The sequence below is a fragment of the Variovorax sp. V116 genome, assembly GCF_041154435.1.
Lineage (GTDB): Bacteria > Pseudomonadota > Gammaproteobacteria > Burkholderiales > Burkholderiaceae_C > Variovorax > Variovorax paradoxus.
Map to the genome: position 1 here is coordinate 3,483,196 of NZ_AP028661.1, position 18,678 is coordinate 3,501,873.

20 protein-coding genes are annotated in these 18,678 nt (G+C 68.7%); 8 read left to right on the forward strand and 12 right to left on the reverse strand.

The window, feature by feature from the left end; all coding sequences use genetic code 11:
- Positions 1 to 180 precede the first annotated feature (180 nt).
- On the forward strand, positions 181 to 1,284 hold the full coding sequence (locus ACAM58_RS16575) for an MBL fold metallo-hydrolase (RefSeq protein ID WP_369663111.1): 1,104 nt from the start codon (positions 181 to 183) through the stop codon (positions 1,282 to 1,284).
- 12 nt (positions 1,285 to 1,296) lie between these two features.
- Here the strand turns inward: ACAM58_RS16575 and ACAM58_RS16580 are convergent, their stop codons facing one another.
- Genes ACAM58_RS16580 through ACAM58_RS16600 form a run of 5 tightly spaced genes read right to left on the reverse strand, consistent with a single transcriptional unit; the run spans position 1,297 to position 8,013 of the window.
- Positions 1,297 to 1,485 (reverse strand): hypothetical protein, encoded by a 189-nt coding sequence (locus ACAM58_RS16580; RefSeq protein WP_012748521.1) that lies wholly within the window; start codon positions 1,483 to 1,485, stop codon positions 1,297 to 1,299.
- Positions 1,485 to 3,890: a DNA topoisomerase IV subunit A gene (gene parC, locus ACAM58_RS16585; RefSeq protein ID WP_028256241.1), complete on the reverse strand. Its 2,406-nt coding sequence runs from the start codon at positions 3,888 to 3,890 to the stop codon at positions 1,485 to 1,487. Before parC ends, ACAM58_RS16580 begins: the two co-directional genes overlap by 1 nt.
- Positions 3,891 to 3,936: 46 nt before the next feature.
- The gene (locus ACAM58_RS16590; protein ID WP_028256240.1) at positions 3,937 to 5,058 is read right to left on the reverse strand and encodes a kelch repeat-containing protein; all 1,122 of its coding nucleotides are present in this window, start codon (positions 5,056 to 5,058) and stop codon (positions 3,937 to 3,939) included.
- A 43-nt stretch (positions 5,059 to 5,101) separates the two neighbouring features.
- The gene (locus ACAM58_RS16595) at positions 5,102 to 5,989 is read right to left on the reverse strand and encodes a transglycosylase SLT domain-containing protein (RefSeq protein ID WP_049809385.1); all 888 of its coding nucleotides are present in this window, start codon (positions 5,987 to 5,989) and stop codon (positions 5,102 to 5,104) included.
- Between the two features lie 26 nt (positions 5,990 to 6,015).
- A complete protein-coding gene (locus ACAM58_RS16600; protein ID WP_369663112.1) occupies positions 6,016 to 8,013 on the reverse strand; it encodes a DNA topoisomerase IV subunit B in 1,998 nt (665 codons plus the stop codon).
- 178 nt (positions 8,014 to 8,191) lie between these two features.
- Between ACAM58_RS16600 and ACAM58_RS16605 the strand changes: the two genes are divergently transcribed.
- The 6 genes from ACAM58_RS16605 to ACAM58_RS16630 all read left to right on the forward strand — a co-directional run bounded on the left by ACAM58_RS16605 (position 8,192) and on the right by ACAM58_RS16630 (position 13,146).
- Positions 8,192 to 9,415: an MFS transporter gene (locus tag ACAM58_RS16605; RefSeq protein ID WP_012748526.1), complete on the forward strand. Its 1,224-nt coding sequence runs from the start codon at positions 8,192 to 8,194 to the stop codon at positions 9,413 to 9,415.
- A 23-nt stretch (positions 9,416 to 9,438) separates the two neighbouring features.
- A complete protein-coding gene (locus tag ACAM58_RS16610; RefSeq protein ID WP_012748527.1) occupies positions 9,439 to 9,579 on the forward strand; it encodes a hypothetical protein in 141 nt (46 codons plus the stop codon).
- Between the two features lie 5 nt (positions 9,580 to 9,584).
- Complete coding sequence (locus ACAM58_RS16615) at positions 9,585 to 10,154, forward strand: class I SAM-dependent methyltransferase (RefSeq protein ID WP_012748528.1); 570 nt, start codon at positions 9,585 to 9,587, stop codon at positions 10,152 to 10,154.
- A gap of 79 nt (positions 10,155 to 10,233) precedes the next feature.
- Positions 10,234 to 11,124, forward strand: coding sequence for a 4-hydroxy-tetrahydrodipicolinate synthase (gene dapA, locus ACAM58_RS16620; RefSeq protein ID WP_012748529.1), 891 nt, complete (start codon positions 10,234 to 10,236; stop codon positions 11,122 to 11,124).
- A gap of 145 nt (positions 11,125 to 11,269) precedes the next feature.
- Positions 11,270 to 12,364: an outer membrane protein assembly factor BamC gene (bamC, locus tag ACAM58_RS16625; protein WP_012748530.1), complete on the forward strand. Its 1,095-nt coding sequence runs from the start codon at positions 11,270 to 11,272 to the stop codon at positions 12,362 to 12,364.
- Positions 12,365 to 12,369: 5 nt separating this feature from the next.
- Positions 12,370 to 13,146, forward strand: a complete 777-nt coding sequence (locus tag ACAM58_RS16630) for an MBL fold metallo-hydrolase (protein WP_012748531.1) — start codon at positions 12,370 to 12,372, stop codon at positions 13,144 to 13,146.
- Positions 13,147 to 13,227: 81 nt separating this feature from the next.
- On the opposite strand, the gene ACAM58_RS16635 is transcribed toward ACAM58_RS16630, so the two are convergent.
- The 3 genes from ACAM58_RS16635 to ACAM58_RS16645 all read right to left on the reverse strand — a co-directional run bounded on the left by ACAM58_RS16635 (position 13,228) and on the right by ACAM58_RS16645 (position 15,247).
- Positions 13,228 to 13,503, reverse strand: coding sequence for a hypothetical protein (locus ACAM58_RS16635; protein ID WP_012748532.1), 276 nt, complete (start codon positions 13,501 to 13,503; stop codon positions 13,228 to 13,230).
- A 93-nt stretch (positions 13,504 to 13,596) separates the two neighbouring features.
- Positions 13,597 to 14,112: a hypothetical protein gene (locus tag ACAM58_RS16640; protein WP_012748533.1), complete on the reverse strand. Its 516-nt coding sequence runs from the start codon at positions 14,110 to 14,112 to the stop codon at positions 13,597 to 13,599.
- The gene (locus ACAM58_RS16645; RefSeq protein WP_012748534.1) at positions 14,102 to 15,247 is read right to left on the reverse strand and encodes a cupin domain-containing protein; all 1,146 of its coding nucleotides are present in this window, start codon (positions 15,245 to 15,247) and stop codon (positions 14,102 to 14,104) included. Before ACAM58_RS16645 ends, ACAM58_RS16640 begins: the two co-directional genes overlap by 11 nt.
- 14 nt (positions 15,248 to 15,261) lie before the next feature.
- Between ACAM58_RS16645 and ACAM58_RS16650 the strand changes: the two genes are divergently transcribed.
- Positions 15,262 to 15,786, forward strand: a complete 525-nt coding sequence (locus ACAM58_RS16650) for a peptidylprolyl isomerase (RefSeq protein WP_012748535.1) — start codon at positions 15,262 to 15,264, stop codon at positions 15,784 to 15,786.
- Positions 15,787 to 15,864: 78 nt separating this feature from the next.
- Here the strand turns inward: ACAM58_RS16650 and ACAM58_RS16655 are convergent, their stop codons facing one another.
- The 4 genes from ACAM58_RS16655 to coaBC all read right to left on the reverse strand — a co-directional run bounded on the left by ACAM58_RS16655 (position 15,865) and on the right by coaBC (position 18,661).
- On the reverse strand, positions 15,865 to 16,365 hold the full coding sequence (locus ACAM58_RS16655; RefSeq protein ID WP_012748536.1) for a glycine zipper 2TM domain-containing protein: 501 nt from the start codon (positions 16,363 to 16,365) through the stop codon (positions 15,865 to 15,867).
- A gap of 174 nt (positions 16,366 to 16,539) precedes the next feature.
- Complete coding sequence (gene dut / locus ACAM58_RS16660) at positions 16,540 to 16,986, reverse strand: dUTP diphosphatase (protein ID WP_012748537.1); 447 nt, start codon at positions 16,984 to 16,986, stop codon at positions 16,540 to 16,542.
- Positions 16,987 to 16,988: 2 nt separating this feature from the next.
- Positions 16,989 to 17,438: a hypothetical protein gene (locus tag ACAM58_RS16665; RefSeq protein ID WP_018905901.1), complete on the reverse strand. Its 450-nt coding sequence runs from the start codon at positions 17,436 to 17,438 to the stop codon at positions 16,989 to 16,991.
- The gene (coaBC, locus tag ACAM58_RS16670) at positions 17,438 to 18,661 is read right to left on the reverse strand and encodes a bifunctional phosphopantothenoylcysteine decarboxylase/phosphopantothenate--cysteine ligase CoaBC (protein ID WP_028256232.1); all 1,224 of its coding nucleotides are present in this window, start codon (positions 18,659 to 18,661) and stop codon (positions 17,438 to 17,440) included. Before coaBC ends, ACAM58_RS16665 begins: the two co-directional genes overlap by 1 nt.
- Between the last annotated feature and the right edge of the window lie 17 nt (positions 18,662 to 18,678).

Below are 18,678 nucleotides of genomic sequence, written 5' to 3' on the forward strand. Positions count from 1 at the left end.
AAGCCCGCGGAACGTGGCGCGCTTCAGTGTGCCGCGCGATGCCGCAGGCGGCCATAGAACGCATGGCATACGACGAGCGGCGCGGAAATGTCCCTGTGCGCCGAATGTTTCTGCCGCTGAAACCATTGGTGGCGGGGCGGCGGCTAAGCTCGCGCCGCAAAAACCGGACAACACCTCGCCATGATCTCCTTTCTGAAGCGCCGCCTTCGCAGCTATGGCACCTCGCTCTTCGCGGCGAGCTGCGCGCTCGTCGCGGGCTGCACCAGCAACAGCGGATGCGAGGCGCGCTACGACGCATCGCCGCAGTTCAAGGGCTGCAGCTTCCAGAACCCGCCGAACCCGGACGTGCTGCCTTCGGCCAGCGGCTGGCGGATCTGGTCGCGCTTCATCGTCGGCGACAAGGTGGGCACCGTGCCGGTCGACCCGATCCCGGTGCGCATGCTGTCCACCGCCGACCTGGAGGCGCTCGACCCCAGGGCCAACCACGTGGTGCGGCTCGGCCATTCGTCGCACCTGCTCAAGCTGCAGGGCAAGTACTGGCTGATCGACCCCGTGTTCAGCGAGCGCGCGTCGCCGTTCACCTTCGTCGGTCCCAAGCGCTTCCACAAGCCGCCGCTCACGCTCGAGCAGTTGCCACCGATCGAAGGCCTGATCCTCTCGCACGACCACTACGACCACCTCGACGTGGCCACCATCGAGTACCTCGCGCTGCGCGTGCAGCGCTACTTCGTGCCGCTGGGCGTGCGCGCGCGGCTGGTGGCCATGGGCGTGCCTGCGGAGCGCGTGACGGAGCTCGACTGGTGGCAAGGCAGCGAGCACGACGGCGTCAAGCTCACCGCCACGCCGGCGCAGCACTTTTCGGGCCGGACGCTGACCGACCGCGACCGCACGCTGTGGGCTTCATGGGTGGTGCAAAGCGGCGAGCAGCGCATCTTCTACAGCGGCGACTCGGGCTACTTTGCGGGCTTCAAGCAGATCGGCGAGCGCTTCGGCGGCTTCGACCTGGCGCTGATGGAAAACGGCGCCTACGACGCCTACTGGCCGGCCGTCCACATGACGCCCGAGCAGAGCGTGCAGGCCTTCGAGGACCTGCGCGGCAAGGTGCTCTATTCGGTGCACAACAGCACCTTCGACCTCGCCTTCCACACCTGGCACGATCCGCTGGACCGCATTGCCGACCTGTCGCAGGCCAAGAAGATCGAGCTCGCCACGCCGGTGATCGGCGAAGTGCTCACGGTGGGAAAGGCCCGCACCAACGAGCGCTGGTGGCAGGGCCTGCGCTGAGGCGAAAAGGCGCTAGCCGCGTTCCTTGCGCTCGCGCGCCCGGCGCTGCTGCCGGGTCTCGCCGGCCTGCGCCGCGATGCGGTCCTTCTCGCGCTGCTTGGCCCCGCGCTTCAGGCGCATGCGCCGGCCGAACCAGAAGCTTGCAAGGCCCGTGATCACCGCGATCACGAGGCCGATGATGCTGATGTCGATGCCGCCCATCACAGCACCCGCACGATGCTCGTCGGCTTGAAGCCGAGGTCGGCCGCCTTGCCCTTGCGCGCTCGGCTGCCGCGCGCATTGTTGAGCGTGCGGATTTCCAGGGTTTCATCGCGCTCCTTGCCGCCGCGGCCGATGCCTTCGATCTTCACGCTGCGCGTGTAGGCCGCGGCACCCGCCAGCGTGTCCTTGGCGTCGAGGTCGATCAGCGTGAGCCCACGGCCGCCCTTGGGCAGGCTCTTGAGCTCGGCGATGTCGAAGGTCAGGATGCGGCCGCCGGTCGAGGCGCAGGCCACGTGCGTGGCGGCCGGCATCGGCTCGGCGCCGCTCGCCCCGCCTACCAGGGACGGGCGGCACAGCTGCTCGCCCTCGCCCACGTCGATGAAGGCCTTGCCGCCGCGCTGGCGCGACATCATGTTCTCGACGGTGGCAATGAAGCCGTAGCCACCGGTGTTGGCCAGCAGCACGCTGGCGCCCACCGGGCCCGCGAAGAAGTGCGTGACGTGCGTGCCGGCATCGAGCTCGATCAGCGTGGTCACGGGCTGGCCGTCGCCGCGCGCACCGGGCAGCGAGGCCACGGGCACGGTGTAGACGCGCACGCTCTTGTCCTTGGCCGAGCCGAACACCAGCAGCGTGTCGACGCTGCGGCATTCGAAGGCGCCGTAGAGCGCATCGCCCGACTTGAAGCTGTACTCTGGCGCGGCCGAGCCGTTGGCGCCGTTCGCCGCGGCCTTCTCGCTCGCCCAGCCCTTCTGCGCGCGGACCCAGCCCTTCTGCGAGACGATCACGGTCACAGGCTCGTCGACCACCTTCACTTCGGCCACGGCGCGCTTCTCGGCCTGGATCAGCGTGCGGCGCGGGTCTTCGAAGGTCTTGGCATCGGCCTCGATTTCCTTCACCAGCAGGCGGCGCAGCGCGGCCGGGCTGCCGAGGATGTCCTCGAGCTTCTTCTGCTCCGTGCGCAGCTCGTCGAGTTGTTGCTGGATCTTGATGGCCTCCAGCCGCGCAAGCTGGCGCAGCCGGATTTCAAGAATGTCTTCCGCCTGGATTTCGCTGAGATTGAAGCGCGCGATCAGCGCAGCCTTCGGATCTTCGGCCGCGCGGATGATCGCGATCACCTCGTCGATGTTGAGCAGCACCAGCTGCCGCCCCTCGAGGATGTGGATGCGGTCCATCACCTTGTTCAGGCGGAACCGCGAGCGCTTCTCGACGGTGACCTCGCGGAACGCGATCCACTCGTTGAGCATCTGGCGCAGCGACTTCTGCGTGGGCTTGCCGTCGATGCCCACCATCGTGAGGTTGATCGGCGACGAGGTTTCGAGCGAGGTCTGCGCAAGCAGCGTGGTGATGAACTCGTCCTGGCTGATGCGCGAGGTCTTGGGCTCGAACACCAGGCGCACCGCGGCGTCCTTGCTGGACTCGTCGCGCACCACGTCGAGCACCGAGAGCATCGCGGCCTTGAGCTGGGTCTGGTCGGCGGAGAGCGCCTTCTTGCCGGCCTTGACCTTCGGATTGGTGATTTCCTCGATTTCCTCGAGCACCTTCTGCGTGCTGACGCCCGGCGGCAGCTCGTTGACCACCAGCTGCCACTGGCCGCGCGCGAGGTCCTCGATCTTCCAGCGCGCGCGCACCTTCAGCGAGCCGCGGCCGGTGCGGTAGGCGTCGGCGATGTCGGCCGGGCCGCTGATGATCTGCGCGCCGCCCGGGTAGTCGGGGCCGGGCACGATCTGCAGCAGCTCCTCGTCGCTGAGCTTGCCGTTCGACTTGATCAGCGCCACGCAGGCATCGGCGATCTCGCGCAGGTTGTGGCTCGGGATCTCGGTGGCCAGGCCGACCGCGATGCCGCTCGCGCCGTTGAGCAGCGTGAAGGGCAGCCGCGCGGGCAGAAGGCGCGGCTCCTCGGTGCTGCCGTCGTAGTTGGGGATGAAGTCGACCGTGCCTTCGTCGATCTCGTCGAGCAGCAGGCTGGTGATGCGCGCGAGGCGCGCCTCGGTGTAGCGCATGGCCGCGGCGCCGTCGCCGTCGCGGCTGCCGAAGTTGCCCTGGCCGTCGACCAGCGGATAGCGCTGCGAAAAATCCTGCGCCATGCGCACCAGCGCGTCGTAGGCGGCCTGGTCGCTGTGCGGGTGGAAGCGGCCGAGCACGTCGCCGACCACGCGCGCGCTCTTGACCGGCTTGGCGCCCACGGTGCCGTTGGCGCCGCCGAAGCCCAGGCCCATGCGCGACATCGAATACAGGATGCGCCGCTGCACCGGCTTCTGGCCGTCGGACACGTCGGGCAGCGCGCGGCCCTTGACCACGCTGAGCGCGTATTCGAGGTAGGCGGTCTGTGCGTAGTCGGCCAGTGTGAGGGTGGTGTCGCCGTCGGTGGGACCCTGGAGATCGAGCGGAGGTTGGGAGTCGTCCATGGAGAAGAGAGAAAGAAAAACAGTTGCGGGCCGTGCGCTTGCGCGTTCAGCCTAGTGTGAAAGCCTCGTGCACTGCGGACTGCACGGCGCCGCCGAGCACCGCGCCGCCGCCGGCCACGTAGATCCAGTCGCCGATCACCGCGGCGCCCACCGCATGGCGCGGCGTGGGCATCGGGGCATGGCGCTGCCAGCTGTCGGCCACGGGATCGTAGCTCTCCATCTGGCCGAACACCCTGGCCTGGCGCGGCACGCCGCCCACCAGGAAGCCGCCCTCCCCGCCCATCGCGAAGAAGCGGCCGCGGTACACCACGAGGCCGTGGCCCGAGCGCGCCGTGGGCAGCGGCGCACGCAGCTCCCAGGTGTCGCGCGCGGGCAGGTAGACGTGGTGCAGGTCGGTGTTGTATTCGAAGGTGTTGAAGCGCCCGCCGATCACGTGGATCTGGCCGCCGTGCGCCACGCAGCCCACGTGGTCGCGCGCACCGGGCAGCGGCTTGGCGGAGGACCAGCGGTCCGCCTTGGGGTCGTAGACCTCGTGCCAGCCCACGCTCGCGCGTTCGGCCGCAGGCTCGGAGGCGCCGCCGATCAGGTGCAGCACGCCGCCCTGCATCACCGCGGCCGCGGCGCCGCGCGGTCGCGGCAGCGGCGCGATGGCGCTCCAGCGGTTGGCTGCGATCTCGTACACGTAGGCGTTGGTGTCGGAGCGGCGGTTCTGCTCGACGAACCCGCCCAGGGCGTAGATCCGGTCGCCATCGGCCGCCACCGCCACGTGGTTGGCGCCGCGCGGCAGCGGTGCGCCGTCGAGCCAGCCGTCGGCCTTGGGGTCGTAGATGTGGTGGTAGTCGCGGTTGACCGCGCCCTCGCCATAGCCGCCGACCACGTGCATCCGCCCTTGCGCCGCAGTGGCCCAGGCCATCTCGCTGCGCGGAATGGGCAAGGCCGCGCGCTGCTCCCAGCGCCCCTGCGGGCCGGCCGGTGCGGGGCTGTCGGTGACGCGCTGTGCTTCCTGCTCGGGCGTCATGTGGTGCGGAACGCCGCCCTGCAGCCGCGCATAGGGCTCCTTCGACGAAGGCGCCGGCGGCAGCGTGTCGTGGGTGGCCGCGTGCTGCGCGCGCGCGGCCCCGGCCACCGCACAGGCGGCGGTCGCAAGGACGAAGCTTCGGCGGTGCATGAAGAAGGGCTCCTTCATCGGCGGGGAAAGGCGGGGCGGGCCATCAGGACACCGGAGCGTCCGGGCCGCTGTCCGGCACCGCCGATGGCTCGGGCGCATCGGGCATGGCCGGCATGGCGCCCGGCGAATCGGGCGGCATGTTGCCGCGGCCCAGGGCACCGCCCTTGGGCACCGTGAGTTCCATGCGGATGCGCCCCGGCGCCTTGCCGCCGCGCGCGCCGCCGCCCGCCATGGCCGAGCCCCCGGCCGACGGCTTGAGGTAGGCGTAGAGCTGCAGCACGGTCTGCACGTAGTTCTGCGTTTCCTTGTAGTTGGGGATCTTGTTGCCCGCGCGCTGCACCGCGCCCTCGCCCGCGTTGTAGGCAGCGAGCGCCAGCTCGATCTGGCCCGGGAACATGGCGATCAGGTCGCGCAGGTAGCGCGAGCCCGCGGCAATGTTGATGCGCGGGTCGAACAGCTTCTTCTCGATGGTGCTGCGCTTGTCGGCTGCGACGCCGTAGCGCTGCGCGGTGGCCGGCATGAGTTGCATGAGCCCCATCGCGCCCTTGGGCGAAACGGCCTGGGCATCGAAGCCCGATTCGGTGGCGATCAGTGCCTGCAGCAGTTCGTAGTCGATCGAATGCTTGTTCGACGCATCGCGCAGCGCGGCCTTGGCGGTCTTGTAGCTTGGCGAGGCTTCGAACAGCGCCAGCAGGGTTTGCGAGGCCTGCGGCACCTTTCCATCGAGCTTGCGCCCGCCGCGCGCGAACGGCGCCAGGCCCTGCGCGGTGTCGAAGCTCTGGCCGCGGCGAAAGAAGACCTGGTAGCGCTCGTCGATCTTTTCCGACGCGAAGTGCGCCACGCCCTTGCTGTCGATGTAGCCGTAGACGTCAGCGGCGTGCGCGAGCCCCTGCTGCGCGCACAGCAGCAGGGCCAGGAGCAACGGACGCATGAAATCTGGAATTTTCACGAGGGTGGTCAAACATCGATGTCGACATCGTCGGCGCGCAGTTCCATCAGTTCGCGCCGGGCGGCTGCCTCGCCCTTGCCCATGAGCTTGGTGATCTCGCCCTGGGTGGAGCTGAAGTCGAAGCGCCCCAATTGCACCTTCATCAGGCGTCGGGTATCGGAATTGAGCGTGGTTTCCCACAATTGTTCCGCGCTCATTTCGCCCAGGCCCTTGAAGCGGCTGATGCTCCAGGCGCCTTCGCGCACGCCATCTTTACGCAATTTGTCGAGCGTGGCCGTGAGTTCGCCCTCGTCGAGCGCATAGACCTTGGAGGCCGGCTTCTTGCCGCGCGCAGGCGCATCGACGCGGAACAGCGGCGGCTTTGCGACATACACGTGGCCGGCTTCGATGAGTTTCGGAAAGTGGCGGAAGAACAGCGTGAGCAGCAGCACCTGGATGTGCGAGCCGTCCACGTCGGCATCCGAGAGGATGCAGATCTTGCCGTAGCGCAGGCCGCTCATGTCGGGCGAATCGGTGGGGCCGTGCGGATCGACGCCCACGGCCACCGAGATGTCGTGGATTTCGGTGTTGGCGAACAGCCGGTCGCGCTCCACTTCCCAGGTGTTGAGCACCTTGCCGCGCAGCGGCAGGATGGCCTGGCTTTCCTTGTCGCGGCCCATCTTGGCGCTGCCGCCGGCGGAGTCGCCCTCGACCAGGAAGACTTCGTTGTGGCTGATGTCCTTGCTCTCGCAATCGGTCAGCTTGCCGGGCAGCACGGCCACGCCGGAGCCCTTGCGCTTCTCGACCTTCTGGCCGGCGCGCTGGCGCGTCTGCGCGGCCTTGATGGCCAGCTCGGCAAGCCTGCGGCCGTAGTCGACGTGCTGGTTGAGCCAGAGCTCGAGCGCCGGTCGCACGAAGCTCGACACCAGGCGCACGGCATCGCGCGAATTGAGGCGTTCCTTGATCTGGCCCTGGAACTGGGGGTCGAGCACCTTGGCGCTCAGCACGTACGAGGCGCGTGCGAACACGTCCTCGGGCAGCAGCTTCACGCCCTTGGGCAGCAGCGAGTGCAGCTCGATGAAGCCCTTCACCGCGGTGAACAGGCCGTCGCGCAGGCCGCTCTCGTGCGTGCCGCCGGCGCTGGTGGGAATCAGGTTGACGTAGCTCTCGCGCACCGGCTGGCCGTCTTCGGTGAAGGCCACGCACCAGTCGGCGCCCTCGCCCTCGGCGAAGTTGTCGGCGTTCTTGTCGGCGTGGCCGCTGCCTTCGAACAGCGGGATCACGGGGTCGCCGTTGAGCGTCTGCATCAGGTAGTCGCTCAGGCCGCCCTTGTAGAGCCACTGCTGGGTTTCCTTGGTCTTCTCGACCGTGAGCGTGACGCTCACGCCCGGCATCAGCACGGCCTTGCTGCGCAAGAGGTGGGTGAGCTCGGCCATCGGCAGCGCGGCGGTCTCGAAATACTTGGCGTCGGGCCAGGCGCGCACGGTGGTGCCCTGCTTGCGCTCGCCGGCTTCGAGCTTGCGCACCTGCAGCGGCTCGATCACGTCGCCGCCGCTGAAGGCCAGCCTGGCGACCGAGCCTTCGCGGTGGGTCGTGACTTCGAGCCGCTTCGACAGCGCGTTGGTCACCGACACGCCCACGCCGTGCAGGCCGCCCGAGAAGCTGTAGGCGCCGCCCGAGCCCTTGTCGAACTTGCCGCCGGCGTGCAGCCGGGTGTAGACCAGTTCGACCACGGGGGCTTTTTCTTCAGGATGCAGGCCGAAGGGAATGCCGCGGCCGTCGTCCTCGACGCTGACCGAGTTGTCGGCATGCAGCGTGACCTTGATCTTCTTGCCGTGGCCCGCCAGCGCCTCGTCGGCGGCGTTGTCGAGCACTTCCTGGATGACGTGCAGCGGGTTGTCGGTCCGGGTGTACATGCCCGGGCGCTGCTTCACGGGCTCCAGGCCCTTGAGCACGCGGATGGAGCCTTCCGAGTACCCGGAGGACGCGGACGATGAACTGGGGGGAGTCTTGGGGGGAGTCGCCATGGGGGCGGATTGTAGTCAGTCGCCGCCAAACAACTGGATACCCATACAGGCACGCGGCGCGTTCACGGCAGGGCGCGGGCTTTGATGCCTGTTGCGCATCAAAGCCGGCGCCACAAATCATCAATGGCCTTGGCCGCCAGCGCACCTGCCAAAGTGGCCAGTCGCTACATTCGACGCCATGCAAGCCTCTTCTCCCACTCTCTCGATCAAGCAGGTGCTGATCTGCGGCGCCATGATCGTCACGCTCTCCATGGGCATCCGCCACGGCTTCGGCCTCTGGCTGCAGCCGATCACGCAGGCGCAGGACTGGAGCCGCCAGACCTTCTCGTTCGCGCTGGCCGTGCAGAACCTGTCGTGGGGCATCTTCGGCGTGTTCGCGGGCATGGTGGCGGATCGCTTCGGCGCCTTCCGGGTGCTGATCGCCGGCACGGCCTTCTATGCGCTGGGCCTGCTGGGCATGGCGTATTCGCCCACGCCGCTGCTGTTCACGCTGAGCGCCGGCGTGCTGATCGGCGCGGCGCAAGCCGGCACCACCTATGCGGTCGTCTACGGCGTGATCGGGCGCCAGATCCCGGCCGAGCGGCGCTCCTGGGCCATGGGCGTGGCGGCGGCGGCCGGCTCCTTCGGGCAGTTCCTTTTGGCGCCGATCGAGGGGCTCTTGATCAGGCAGCTGGGCTGGCAGAGCGCGCTTGCGGCGGTGGCGATGCTGGCGCTGGTGATCATGCCGCTGGCCTTCGGCCTGCGCGAACCGCAGCGCGGCGCGCTCGCCGGGCACCGTGACCAGTCGGTGCTGCAGGCGGTGGGCGAGGCCTTCCGCTACCCGAGCTTCGGGCTGCTGATGGCGGGGTATTTCGTCTGCGGCTTCCAGCTCGCCTTCATCGGCATCCACATGCCGACCTACCTGCGCGACCAGCGCCTGCCAGCCGAGGTGGCGGGCTACGCGCTGGCGCTGATCGGGCTCTTCAACGTGTTCGGCACCTACACGGTCGGGCTGCTGGGCCAGAAGCTGGCCAAGCGCAAGATCCTGGCGGCCATCTACTTTGCGCGGGCGGTCTCGATCGCGCTGTTCCTCCTGGCGCCCATTTCGCCGCTCAGCGTGTACGTGTTCTCGGCGGCCATGGGCTTTCTCTGGCTGTCGACGGTACCCGCCACCAACGCGATCATCGCGGGCATCTTCGGCGTGGCGCACCTGTCGATGCTCAGCGGCTTCGTGTTCCTGAGCCACCAGGTCGGCTCGTTCATCGGCGTCTGGCTGGGCGGCTACCTGTACGACACCACGGGCAGCTACGACATCGTCTGGTACATCGCGATCGCGCTGGGCGTGTTCGCGGCGCTGATCAACCTGCCGGTGAAGGAAAGCGCCATCGCGCGCGGCGGCCGGCCGGCCGCCATGCCCGGCTGACCCTGGCCGTGGACAATGGCCCCATGACTCCGCAGATGCGCCACCGCCTCGTGCACGCCGGCTGGCTGGCCGCCGCGCTGGCGGCGCTGGGCGGCGTCTTTGCGCTCTACGTGCACCCGGATTTCCTGGTCACGCTGGTCGACCAGGTCTGGTCTTGTTTCTGATTGCTATGAAAGATGTAGCGCCTTCGCATGGCGGACCGGAGCCGTCGGGATGGATCGTGCGGTGGTCGCACCTGCTCGCCCCTGGGGCCACCGTGCTCGACGTGGCCTGCGGCCATGGGCGGCACATGCGGTGGTTCGCGGCGCGCGGGCATGCGGCGACGGGCGTGGACCGCTCGGCGGAAGCCGCCGAGGCCGCGGGCGCCTTCGGCCGCGTGCTGGTCGCCGACATCGAGGCCGGCCCCTGGCCGTTCGCGGGCCAGGCCTTCGGCGCGGTGGTCGTCACCAACTACCTGTGGCGCCCGCGCATGGCGGACATCGTGGCCGCGGTCGCCCCCGGCGGCGTGCTTCTGTACGAAACCTTCGCGGCCGGCAACGAGACGGTGGGCAAGCCCTCGCGCCCCGACTTCCTGCTGCAGCCCGGCGAACTGCTGGCCGCATGCAAGGATTTGCGCGTGGTGGCCTACGAGGACGGCTTTGTTGCCGAACCGGCGCGCTTCGTGCAGCGCATCGCGGCCATCCGCGCCGGCAATGCCGACGCCGGCCAGCCCCCGCGCCATCTGCTGCAGGGAAACTGAGCCCGCCGGGGCGGCCGTTTCCGGGAATGCCGGAGTCAGTAGAATCGGCGCTTTCGTCCACCCGACAGAGAGATTCCCCTTGGAGCAACTGACAGGCAGCATCGTCGCTCTCGCCACGCCGATGCACGACGACGGCAGTGTCGACTACCCCGCCCTTCGCCGGCTGATCGACTGGCACATCGACGAAGGCACCGATTGCCTCGGCGTGGTCGGCACCACCGGCGAATCGCCCACGGTCGACGTGGAAGAGCATTGCGAGATCATCCGCGTGGCGGTCGAGCAGGCCAAGGGCCGCGTGCCCGTGATGGCCGGCTGCGGCGCCAACTCGACCAAGGAAGCCATCGAGCTCGCCAAGTTCGCCAAGGGCGTGGGCGCCGATTCGCAGCTGCAGGTCGTGCCCTACTACAACAAGCCGACGCAGGAAGGCCAGTACCAGCACTTCAAGGCCATCGCCGAAGCCGTGGGCGACCTGCCCACCGTGCTGTACAACGTGCCGGGCCGCACCGTGGCCGATATGGCGCACGACACCGTGCTGCGCCTCGCGCAGGTGCCGGGCATCATCGGCATCAAGGAAGCCACCGGCAACATCGAGCGCGCGCAGTGGCTCATCCGCGACCTGCCCAAGAACTTTGCCGTCTATTCGGGCGACGACCCCACTGCAGTCGCCCTCATGCTCTGCGGCGGCCAGGGCAACATCAGCGTCACGGCCAACATCGCGCCGCGCAAGATGCACGAGCTGTGCGTGGCGGCCATCGCAGGCGATGTACGCCGCGCGATGCAGATCCAGTTCGAGCTGATGCCGCTGCACCGCCACCTGTTCGTGGAGCCCAACCCGATCCCGCTGAAGTGGGCCATGTCCAGGCTCGGGCTGTGCGGCGGCGCATTGCGGCTGCCGCTCACCGAGCTGGCGGAAACGAACCGGCCCGTGGTCGAGGCTGCCTTGCGCGCCACCGGCCTGCTCAAGGGCTGACCCTCCCCGCTTTTCTTCCCGACACCTCCCATCGCTTTCCCCTGCCGCATCGAGGTTACGCAACCTTTTGCCTGAACCGTGCTCAGAGAGTGCGGGCAAAGCGGCCCACAGATTGACCGAACCCATTCCAACAAGGAAGACGACGTTGAAGAACCTTTCGCACATTTCGCGAGCTGCATTGCTGGCCACCCTCGTTGTCAGCCTCGCCGCCTGCTCCGTTCTCGAGAGCGACAAGATCGACTACAAGAGCGCCGGCAAGGCCCCGACGCTCGAAGTCCCGCCCGACCTGTCGCAGCTCTCGCGCGAGAACCGCTATGCGGTGCCGGGCGGTGCGGTCACGGCCAACGCCTACCAGGCCGGTGCCGCCAATGCGCCGGGCATTCCCACCGCGGTGGCCAACATCGGCGACGTGCGCATGGAGCGCTCGGGCACGCAGCGCTGGATCGTCATCAACCGCTCGCCCGACCAGCTCTGGGATCCGGTGAAGGACTTCTGGCAGGAAAGCGGCTTCCTCCTGACCACCGAGCAGCGCAACCTCGGCATCATGGAAACCGACTGGGCCGAGAACCGCGCCAAGCTGCCGCAGGACATCATCCGCGGCACGCTGGGCAAGCTGGTCGACTCGGTCTACTCGACCGGCGAGCTCGACCGCTTCCGCACGCGCCTGGAGCGCACGCCCACGGGCACCGAGATCTTCATCAGCCACCGCGGCATGCAGGAGGTCTACAACAACAGCCGCCAGGACCAGACCGTGTGGCAGCCGCGTCCGAGCGATCCTGAGCTCGAGACCGAGTTCCTGCGCCGCCTGATGGTCAAGCTCGGCGTGACGCAAGAGCAGTCGAAGATCCTGGCCGCCACCACGGCGCCCTCCAAGACCGCGACCGTCGCCAACGTGAGCGGCCAGCCGGTCGTGCAGATCAACGAAGGTTTCGACCGCGCATGGCGCCGCGTGGGCCTGGCGCTCGACCGCACCGGCTTCACCGTGGAGGACCGCGACCGCAGCGCCGGCATCTACTACGTGCGCTACGTGACCCCGAACCCCGACAAGAAGGAGCCCGGCTTCTTCGGCAAGCTGTTCGGCAGCTCCGAGAAGAACGAAGCACCGATCAAGTTCCGCATCCTCGTGAAGGGCGGCCAGGGCGAGAGCACCACGGTCTCGGTGCTGAACGCGAACGGCGCGCCCGAAACCTCGGCGAACGCGCAGCGCATCGTCCAGGTCATCGCCGACGACCTGAAGTAAGCCGCATGCTCCGCTTCCGAAGCCTCGGCAGCGGCAGCACGGGCAACGCCGCGCTGGTGGAATCCACCAGCGGCGGGCGCACTTCGCGGCTCCTGGTCGACTGCGGCTTCGGCCTGCGGCAACTCGATATTCGGCTTGCCAAGGCCGGCCTCGAAGCCGGCGACATCGACGCGGTCTTCATCACCCACGAGCACGGCGACCACATCGGCTGCGCCCACTCGCTGTCGCGGCGCAGCCGCATTCCCGTCTGGATGAGCGAAGGCACCTGGCTGGCCACCGGGGCCCGCGATTTCGAAGGCCGGCTCAACCTGGCGCGGGACGATGCCGAGTTTGCGGTCGGCGACATCGCGGTGCGGCCTTTCACCGTGCCGCACGATGCGCGCGAGCCGCTGCAGCTTCGCTGCTCCGACGGCGCGCGCACGCTGGGCGTGCTGACCGACCTCGGCCATGCCACCGCGCATGTGCTGGCCCGCCTGAGCGGCGTGCATGCGCTGCTGCTCGAGTTCAACCACGACAGCGAACTGCTCGCCAATTCGGCCTATCCGGCCTTCCTGAAGCTGCGCGTTGGCGGCAGGCACGGACACCTGTCGAACGATGCGGCCGCGGAAATCGCACGCGCGGTGCGCCACGACGGCCTGCGCCACGTGGTCGCGGCCCATCTGAGCGAGCAGAACAACCGTCCCGACATCGTGCGGCGCCTGATGGCCGAAGCCCTCGGCGGGCACGAGGCCGAGATGCTCACGGCCAGTGCGTCGGAAGGCTCGCCCTGGCTGGACGTGTGATCGCGCGGCGTTGCTGTTGCGCGCCCCCATGCAAAAAGCCGCCACCAGGCGGCTTTTTGCTGGGTGAACGAACACCCGGGTCTATTGCTTCGGCGCTTCGTTCTTCTTGGCGGCCTCGGTCGCGGCATTGGCGGCGTCCAGCGCCGAGGATGCACCCGGCGAAGGCGTGGTTGCGGCCGACGGATCGGTGCTGGTCGACGGGGCCGGTGCGGCGGCGGGCGGCGGCGGGGCCGGTTCGGTCACCGGGGCGGGCGGGGGTGTCACAACCGCCGGCGCGGCGTCCTCTTTCTTTCCGCAGGCCACGAGTGCGGCAGCGGCGATCAACGAAGCGAGCAGGACGGACGATGACTTCTTCATGGAAACTCCTTTGGCAATGGATGTCAGAACGAAAAAATTCTAGACCCGCATCGCCGCCCGTTTGTGTCTCGCGGCCTCATTCGCGGCATTGGCTTACAAGCCCAGTGTCGACGCCGGAAAGGCGGCAACGCCCACTCGCCACGACTCATCGATTGTTTCACGCAGTTCGCGCCGCGCCCGCGGATCGAAGCCGCACAGGCCCCGGCTGCGCTCGGGATCGGTGCGTTGGACGAACCACCCGGGCGTCCAGATGGCGCTCGGCACCGCGGTGCTGCCCGCCTCCGCACGCACCGCGCGGCATTCGATGATGTGGCCCCACATGCGCCGCCACGCAACGAAGCGCGCATGTGAACGTTCGACCGCATCGAAGCGCTGCGCCAGCAGCACGAAGCGGCGGCCCGCGGCCGACCAGGCCTGGAGCGCGTCGATGCTGGCCCGCTCGCCGAGCGGCCAGTCGGCAAAGTCGGGGTCGCTGAAGACCAGCTCTTTCCACCCCTGCCGGGCTGCGTTCGACAGCGCGGCCCGCACCATGCCCGCGAAGGCTTCGGGGCCATCGAAGCGTCCCTCGGGCAAGGCCGGTGCGGCCGCCGCGAAACTCTCACTCGGCATGGGCCCACCCCGCTTCGCACCACTCGGCCAGCAGTGCGAGCGCACCGTCGCTCGCGCGCGCCAGTTCGCGCGGCCCGAGCGCGCGCCGGTCGGCCAGCCGCCGCATCAGCGTTGCATCGGCCCCGCCTGCCCGAAAGCTCTCGCCGTTGATGTAGAGGTGCCGCGCGTCGTAGAGCATGCGCGTGCGGCGGTCGAGCGCCACGGCGTGCAGTTCCGCCGGTGCCTCGGCGCCTTCAGAGTCGAACCAGACGTTGGCCTTGGGCTCGGTCAGCGATTCGCCCAGCGCGCGGTCGATGGCGTCCGGATCGCGCAGCGCGGCGTCGACCGCCTTGCGCGCAAAGGCCTGCAGCGCGGCCGGCATCGCGGCCGGCGCCTCGACCGCGGGCTGCGTCGGATCGCGGTAGCGCGCGAGCTCGGCCGGGCCCGCATCTTCGAGCGCCTCGGCATAGGCCTGCGCCACGCGCGCCAGCAGGTCGGCGCCAAGCTCCCCCACCGCGGACGACCGCAGGCCGATGGAGCAGGTCATGCAGTTGTCGCCGACCGCCACGCCGTCGTGCGCATAGCGCGGCGGCAGGTACAGCATGTCGCCCGGCTCGAGCACAAAGCTCTGCTCGGGCTCGAAGTTCTCGAGGATCTTGAGCGGCACGCCCTGCTGCAGGCGCAGGTCGCTCTGCCGGCCGATCGACCAGCGCCGCCTGCCCTGCGCCTGCAGCAGGAACACGTCGTAGCTGTCGAAATGCGCGCCCACGCCGCCCTGGTCGCTCGCATAGCTGATCATCAGGTCGTCCAGCCGCGCATCGGGCAGGAAGCGGAACTGCTGCAGCAGCGCATGCACGCCGTCGTGATGCAGGTCGACGCCCTGCACCAGCAGCGTCCAGGCCGGCTGCTTGCGCGGCGGCAGCGCGCGCCGCGCGAGCGGCCCGTGCCTGAGCGTCCAGCCGGCCTTGCCGTGGCGGATGAGGCGCGATTCGACGTCCTCGCGCTCGGCCAGGGCAAAGAGCGCGCTGCGCTCGATCGGTGGCACCATGGCGGGTATGGCCTGGCGCACCAGCAACGGTTTCTTCTGCCAGTGCCGCCGCATGAACTGCGCGGCGCTCAGGCCGCCGAGCAACGGCAGCGGTTGTGTAATCTCCATGGGAGAATTCTGCAATGGAAATCTCTGAACAATGCGTGGTCGGCCTGACCTGGACGATGAAAGACACCCTGGGCGAAGTTCTGGACGTGCTCGACGAACCGGTGGAATTCATGGTGGGAGGCGATGACCTCTTCGACGTGATCGAAGCCGCCCTGCAGGGCCACGAGCCCGGCGCACGGGTGCAATTGCAGCTCGAGCCCGAACAGGGCTTCGGCGACTTCAACGACCAGCTGCTCTTTCTGGAGCCGCGTTCGCTGTTCCCCGAAGGCACCGAGGAAGGCATGACCTTCGACGGCGCCGCCCTGCCCCCAGGCGTGAGCGACGCCATGCCCAAGGACGTGATCTACACCGTGGCCGAGATCTACCCGGACCACCTGGTGCTCGACGGCAACCATCCGCTCGCCGGCATCGCGATCCGGCTCGACATCACGGTGCGCTCGGTGCGCGAGGCCACGGAAGAAGAAGTCGGCCGCGGCACGGCGGGCACGGCCTTCTTCAAGGTGCCGCCCACGGCGCCCGGCAACGACCTGCTGCACTGACTGCCGGCTGAACAAACCGCCGAAGCAAGCAAAAAAAGCCGGGCATTGCCCGGCTTTTTGCTTGCTGCGGCGCACGGGCTACATGCGCGAGATCTGGCCGTTGTCGATGCGCACGCGGTCGCCGATGCGCAGGTCGCCCGGATGCTGCACGTCGAAGGCACGGTAGCCGCCGCGGTCGGTCTGCACCGAGATGCGGTAGCTCTCGTAGGCGCGCGGCCCGTTGGCCTGTCCCTCGATGGTGTTGCCCAGCAGCGCGCCGCCCACGATGCCCAGCGCGGTGGCCGCGGCGCGGCCGCTGCCGTGCCCGAACTGGTTGCCCACCACGCCGCCGAGCACACCGCCCGCCACCGCGCCGCCGCCGGTGGTGCCGGTGCCCCCGGTTTCGCTGCGCAGCACCTCGATGTTGGCGACGTGGCCGTATTCGACATAGGCCGCCTCCTGGTAGGGCACCGCCTGCGGCGGCGCCTGGTAGGGATAGCGCGTCGTGTGATAGACCGGCGCGGGAGCAACGCAGGCCGTGAGCGTGGCAAGCGCCACCACGGAAGCGGCAATGGAAATGAAGCGCGTTGAAATTTTCATGTTGAGAGGCTCCTCGGATAAATCGGCGCATCCCGATGCGCCAAAGCCTGTATCCAACGTCTTGCCCGCCGTGGGGATGACGCAGGACACACACCGAAACGTAGGAGCGCGCCGCGAACCGCCAGTTCCGGTCTTTACGGGCCCGACACGAAGCCGCGCAAAGACGGGGAGCGGTCAGTGCTTGCCGGTGGAGCCGTAGCCGCCTTCGCCGCGTTGCGAGGCTGCAAATTCTGTGACCACGCGAAACTGCGCCTGCACCACCGGCACGATCACGAGCTGCGCGAGCCGCTCCATCGGCTGGAGCACGAACGGTGTGTCGCTGCGGTTCCAGGCGCTGATCTTGAGTTCGCCCTGGTAGTCGCTGTCGATCAGGCCCACCAGATTGCCGAGCACGATGCCGTGCTTGTGGCCGAGGCCCGAGCGCGGGAGGATCAGCGCCGCATAGGCCGGGTCGGCCAGGTGGATCGCGATGCCGGTGCCCACGAGCTGCCAGCCGTTGGGCTCCAGCGTGATCGGCGCATCGAGGCAGGCCCGGAGATCGAGCCCTGCGCTGCCGGGCGTGGCATAGGCGGGCAATTGGTCCACCATGCGTGGATCGAGGATACGGACGTCTACTTTCACTTCTACTTGCCTTGCTTGTGTTGCTGTTCTCTTTGCTTGCGGGCGGCTTCCTCGAGCAGCTGCTGCCACTTGGCGACACCGGGTGTGAGCTTCAGTCCCTTGAGCTTGCTGGCGAGCCAGAAAGCCGCGCCCGCCAGGAACACCAGCACAACGAGGGAAACGCCGGCCGACCACAGCGCCAGCAGCACCACGGCCCCCACGGCGGCCATGAGCTTGAGCGCCATGGGCGCCAGCGCCCCGGCGCCTGGCGCGGAGGCATCTCCGTTCGACGATTCGCGCCGCTGGGCCGCGGCCGCTGCCGCGCCCTGCGCGCCCGGTGCGGGCGTGATGCCCACGTCCAGGCCGTGGTCGCCCTCGTGCGCCGCCCGCTTCGGCAGCGCGGCCTGGGCCGACAGCCGCTCGACGTAACTGGCGAAGTCGCCATTGGGCGGCGTGTTCCATTGGGGGTTCATCAGACTCTCCAGTCGGGCAGCCGGGCGGCGATCTCGGTCATGAGTTCGCGTGCCAGGGTGAGCTTGGGCGCACGCGGCAGTTCGCGCGTGCTCGTTGCGTCCACCAGCAGCAGTGCATTGTCGTCCTGCCCGAAGGTCAGCGGCCCGATGTTGCCGACCAGGAGCGGAATTCCCTTGCGCTCGCGCTTGGCCTTGGCGTGCTCGGCCAGGTTCTCGCTCTCGGCCGCGAAGCCCACGCAGAACAGCTTGCGGGCCTGCGCGCGTTCGCTCTTGGCCACCGCCAGCAGGATGTCGGCGTTCTCGACGAAATTGAGCACCGGCGTCTTGCCGCTGCCGTCCTTCTTGATCTTTTGCTCGCTATGGGTGGCGGGCCGCCAGTCGGCGACAGCCGCCGTCGCTACAAAAATGCTAGCGGTCTGCGCGGCGTGAAGGGTGGCTTCGAGCATGTCCTGCGCGCTGAGCACGTCGATGCGGCTCACCCCGCGCGGCGTCGGCAGGTGCACCGGGCCGGCCACCAGCGTGACTTCGGCACCGGCCTCGCGCGCAGCGCGCGCAATGGCAAAGCCCATCTTGCCGGACGAATGGTTGGTGATGCCGCGGATCGGATCGAGCGGCTCGAAGGTGGGGCCCGCGGTCACCAGCACCTTCTGGCCCGCCAGCAGCTTGGGCACGAAGAAGGCCGTGATGTCCTCGAGCAGCTGCGCCGGCTCGAGCATGCGCCCGTCGCCGGTCTCCCCGCAGGCCTGCCAGCCGCTGCCCACGCCCAGCACTGTGGCGCCGTCGGCCGCCACCTGCACCAGGTTGCGCTGGGTGGCGGGATGCGCCCACATCTCGCGGTTCATGGCCGGCGCGATCAGGAGCGGCACGCGGTCCATGGGTCGGGCGAGGCACATCAGGCTCAGCAGGTCGTCGGCCCGGCCCTGCACCAGCCGCGCGATGAAGTCGGCGCTGCAGGGCGCCAGCACGATGGCGTCGGCCTCGCGGCTCAGGTTGATGTGCGGCATGTTGTTGGGCTCGCGCACGTCCCACTGCGAGGTGTAGACGGTGCGCCCCGAGAGCGCCTGCATCGTGACCGGCGTGATGAACTGCTCGGCCGCCTCGGTCATCACGACCTGGACGGTGGCGCCCGCCTTCACGAACAGGCGGCACAGCTCGGCCGACTTGTAGCAGGCGATACCACCGGTAAGGCCCAGGACGATGTGTTTGCCGGCGAGATCTTGCATGAGTCATATTGTTGCTC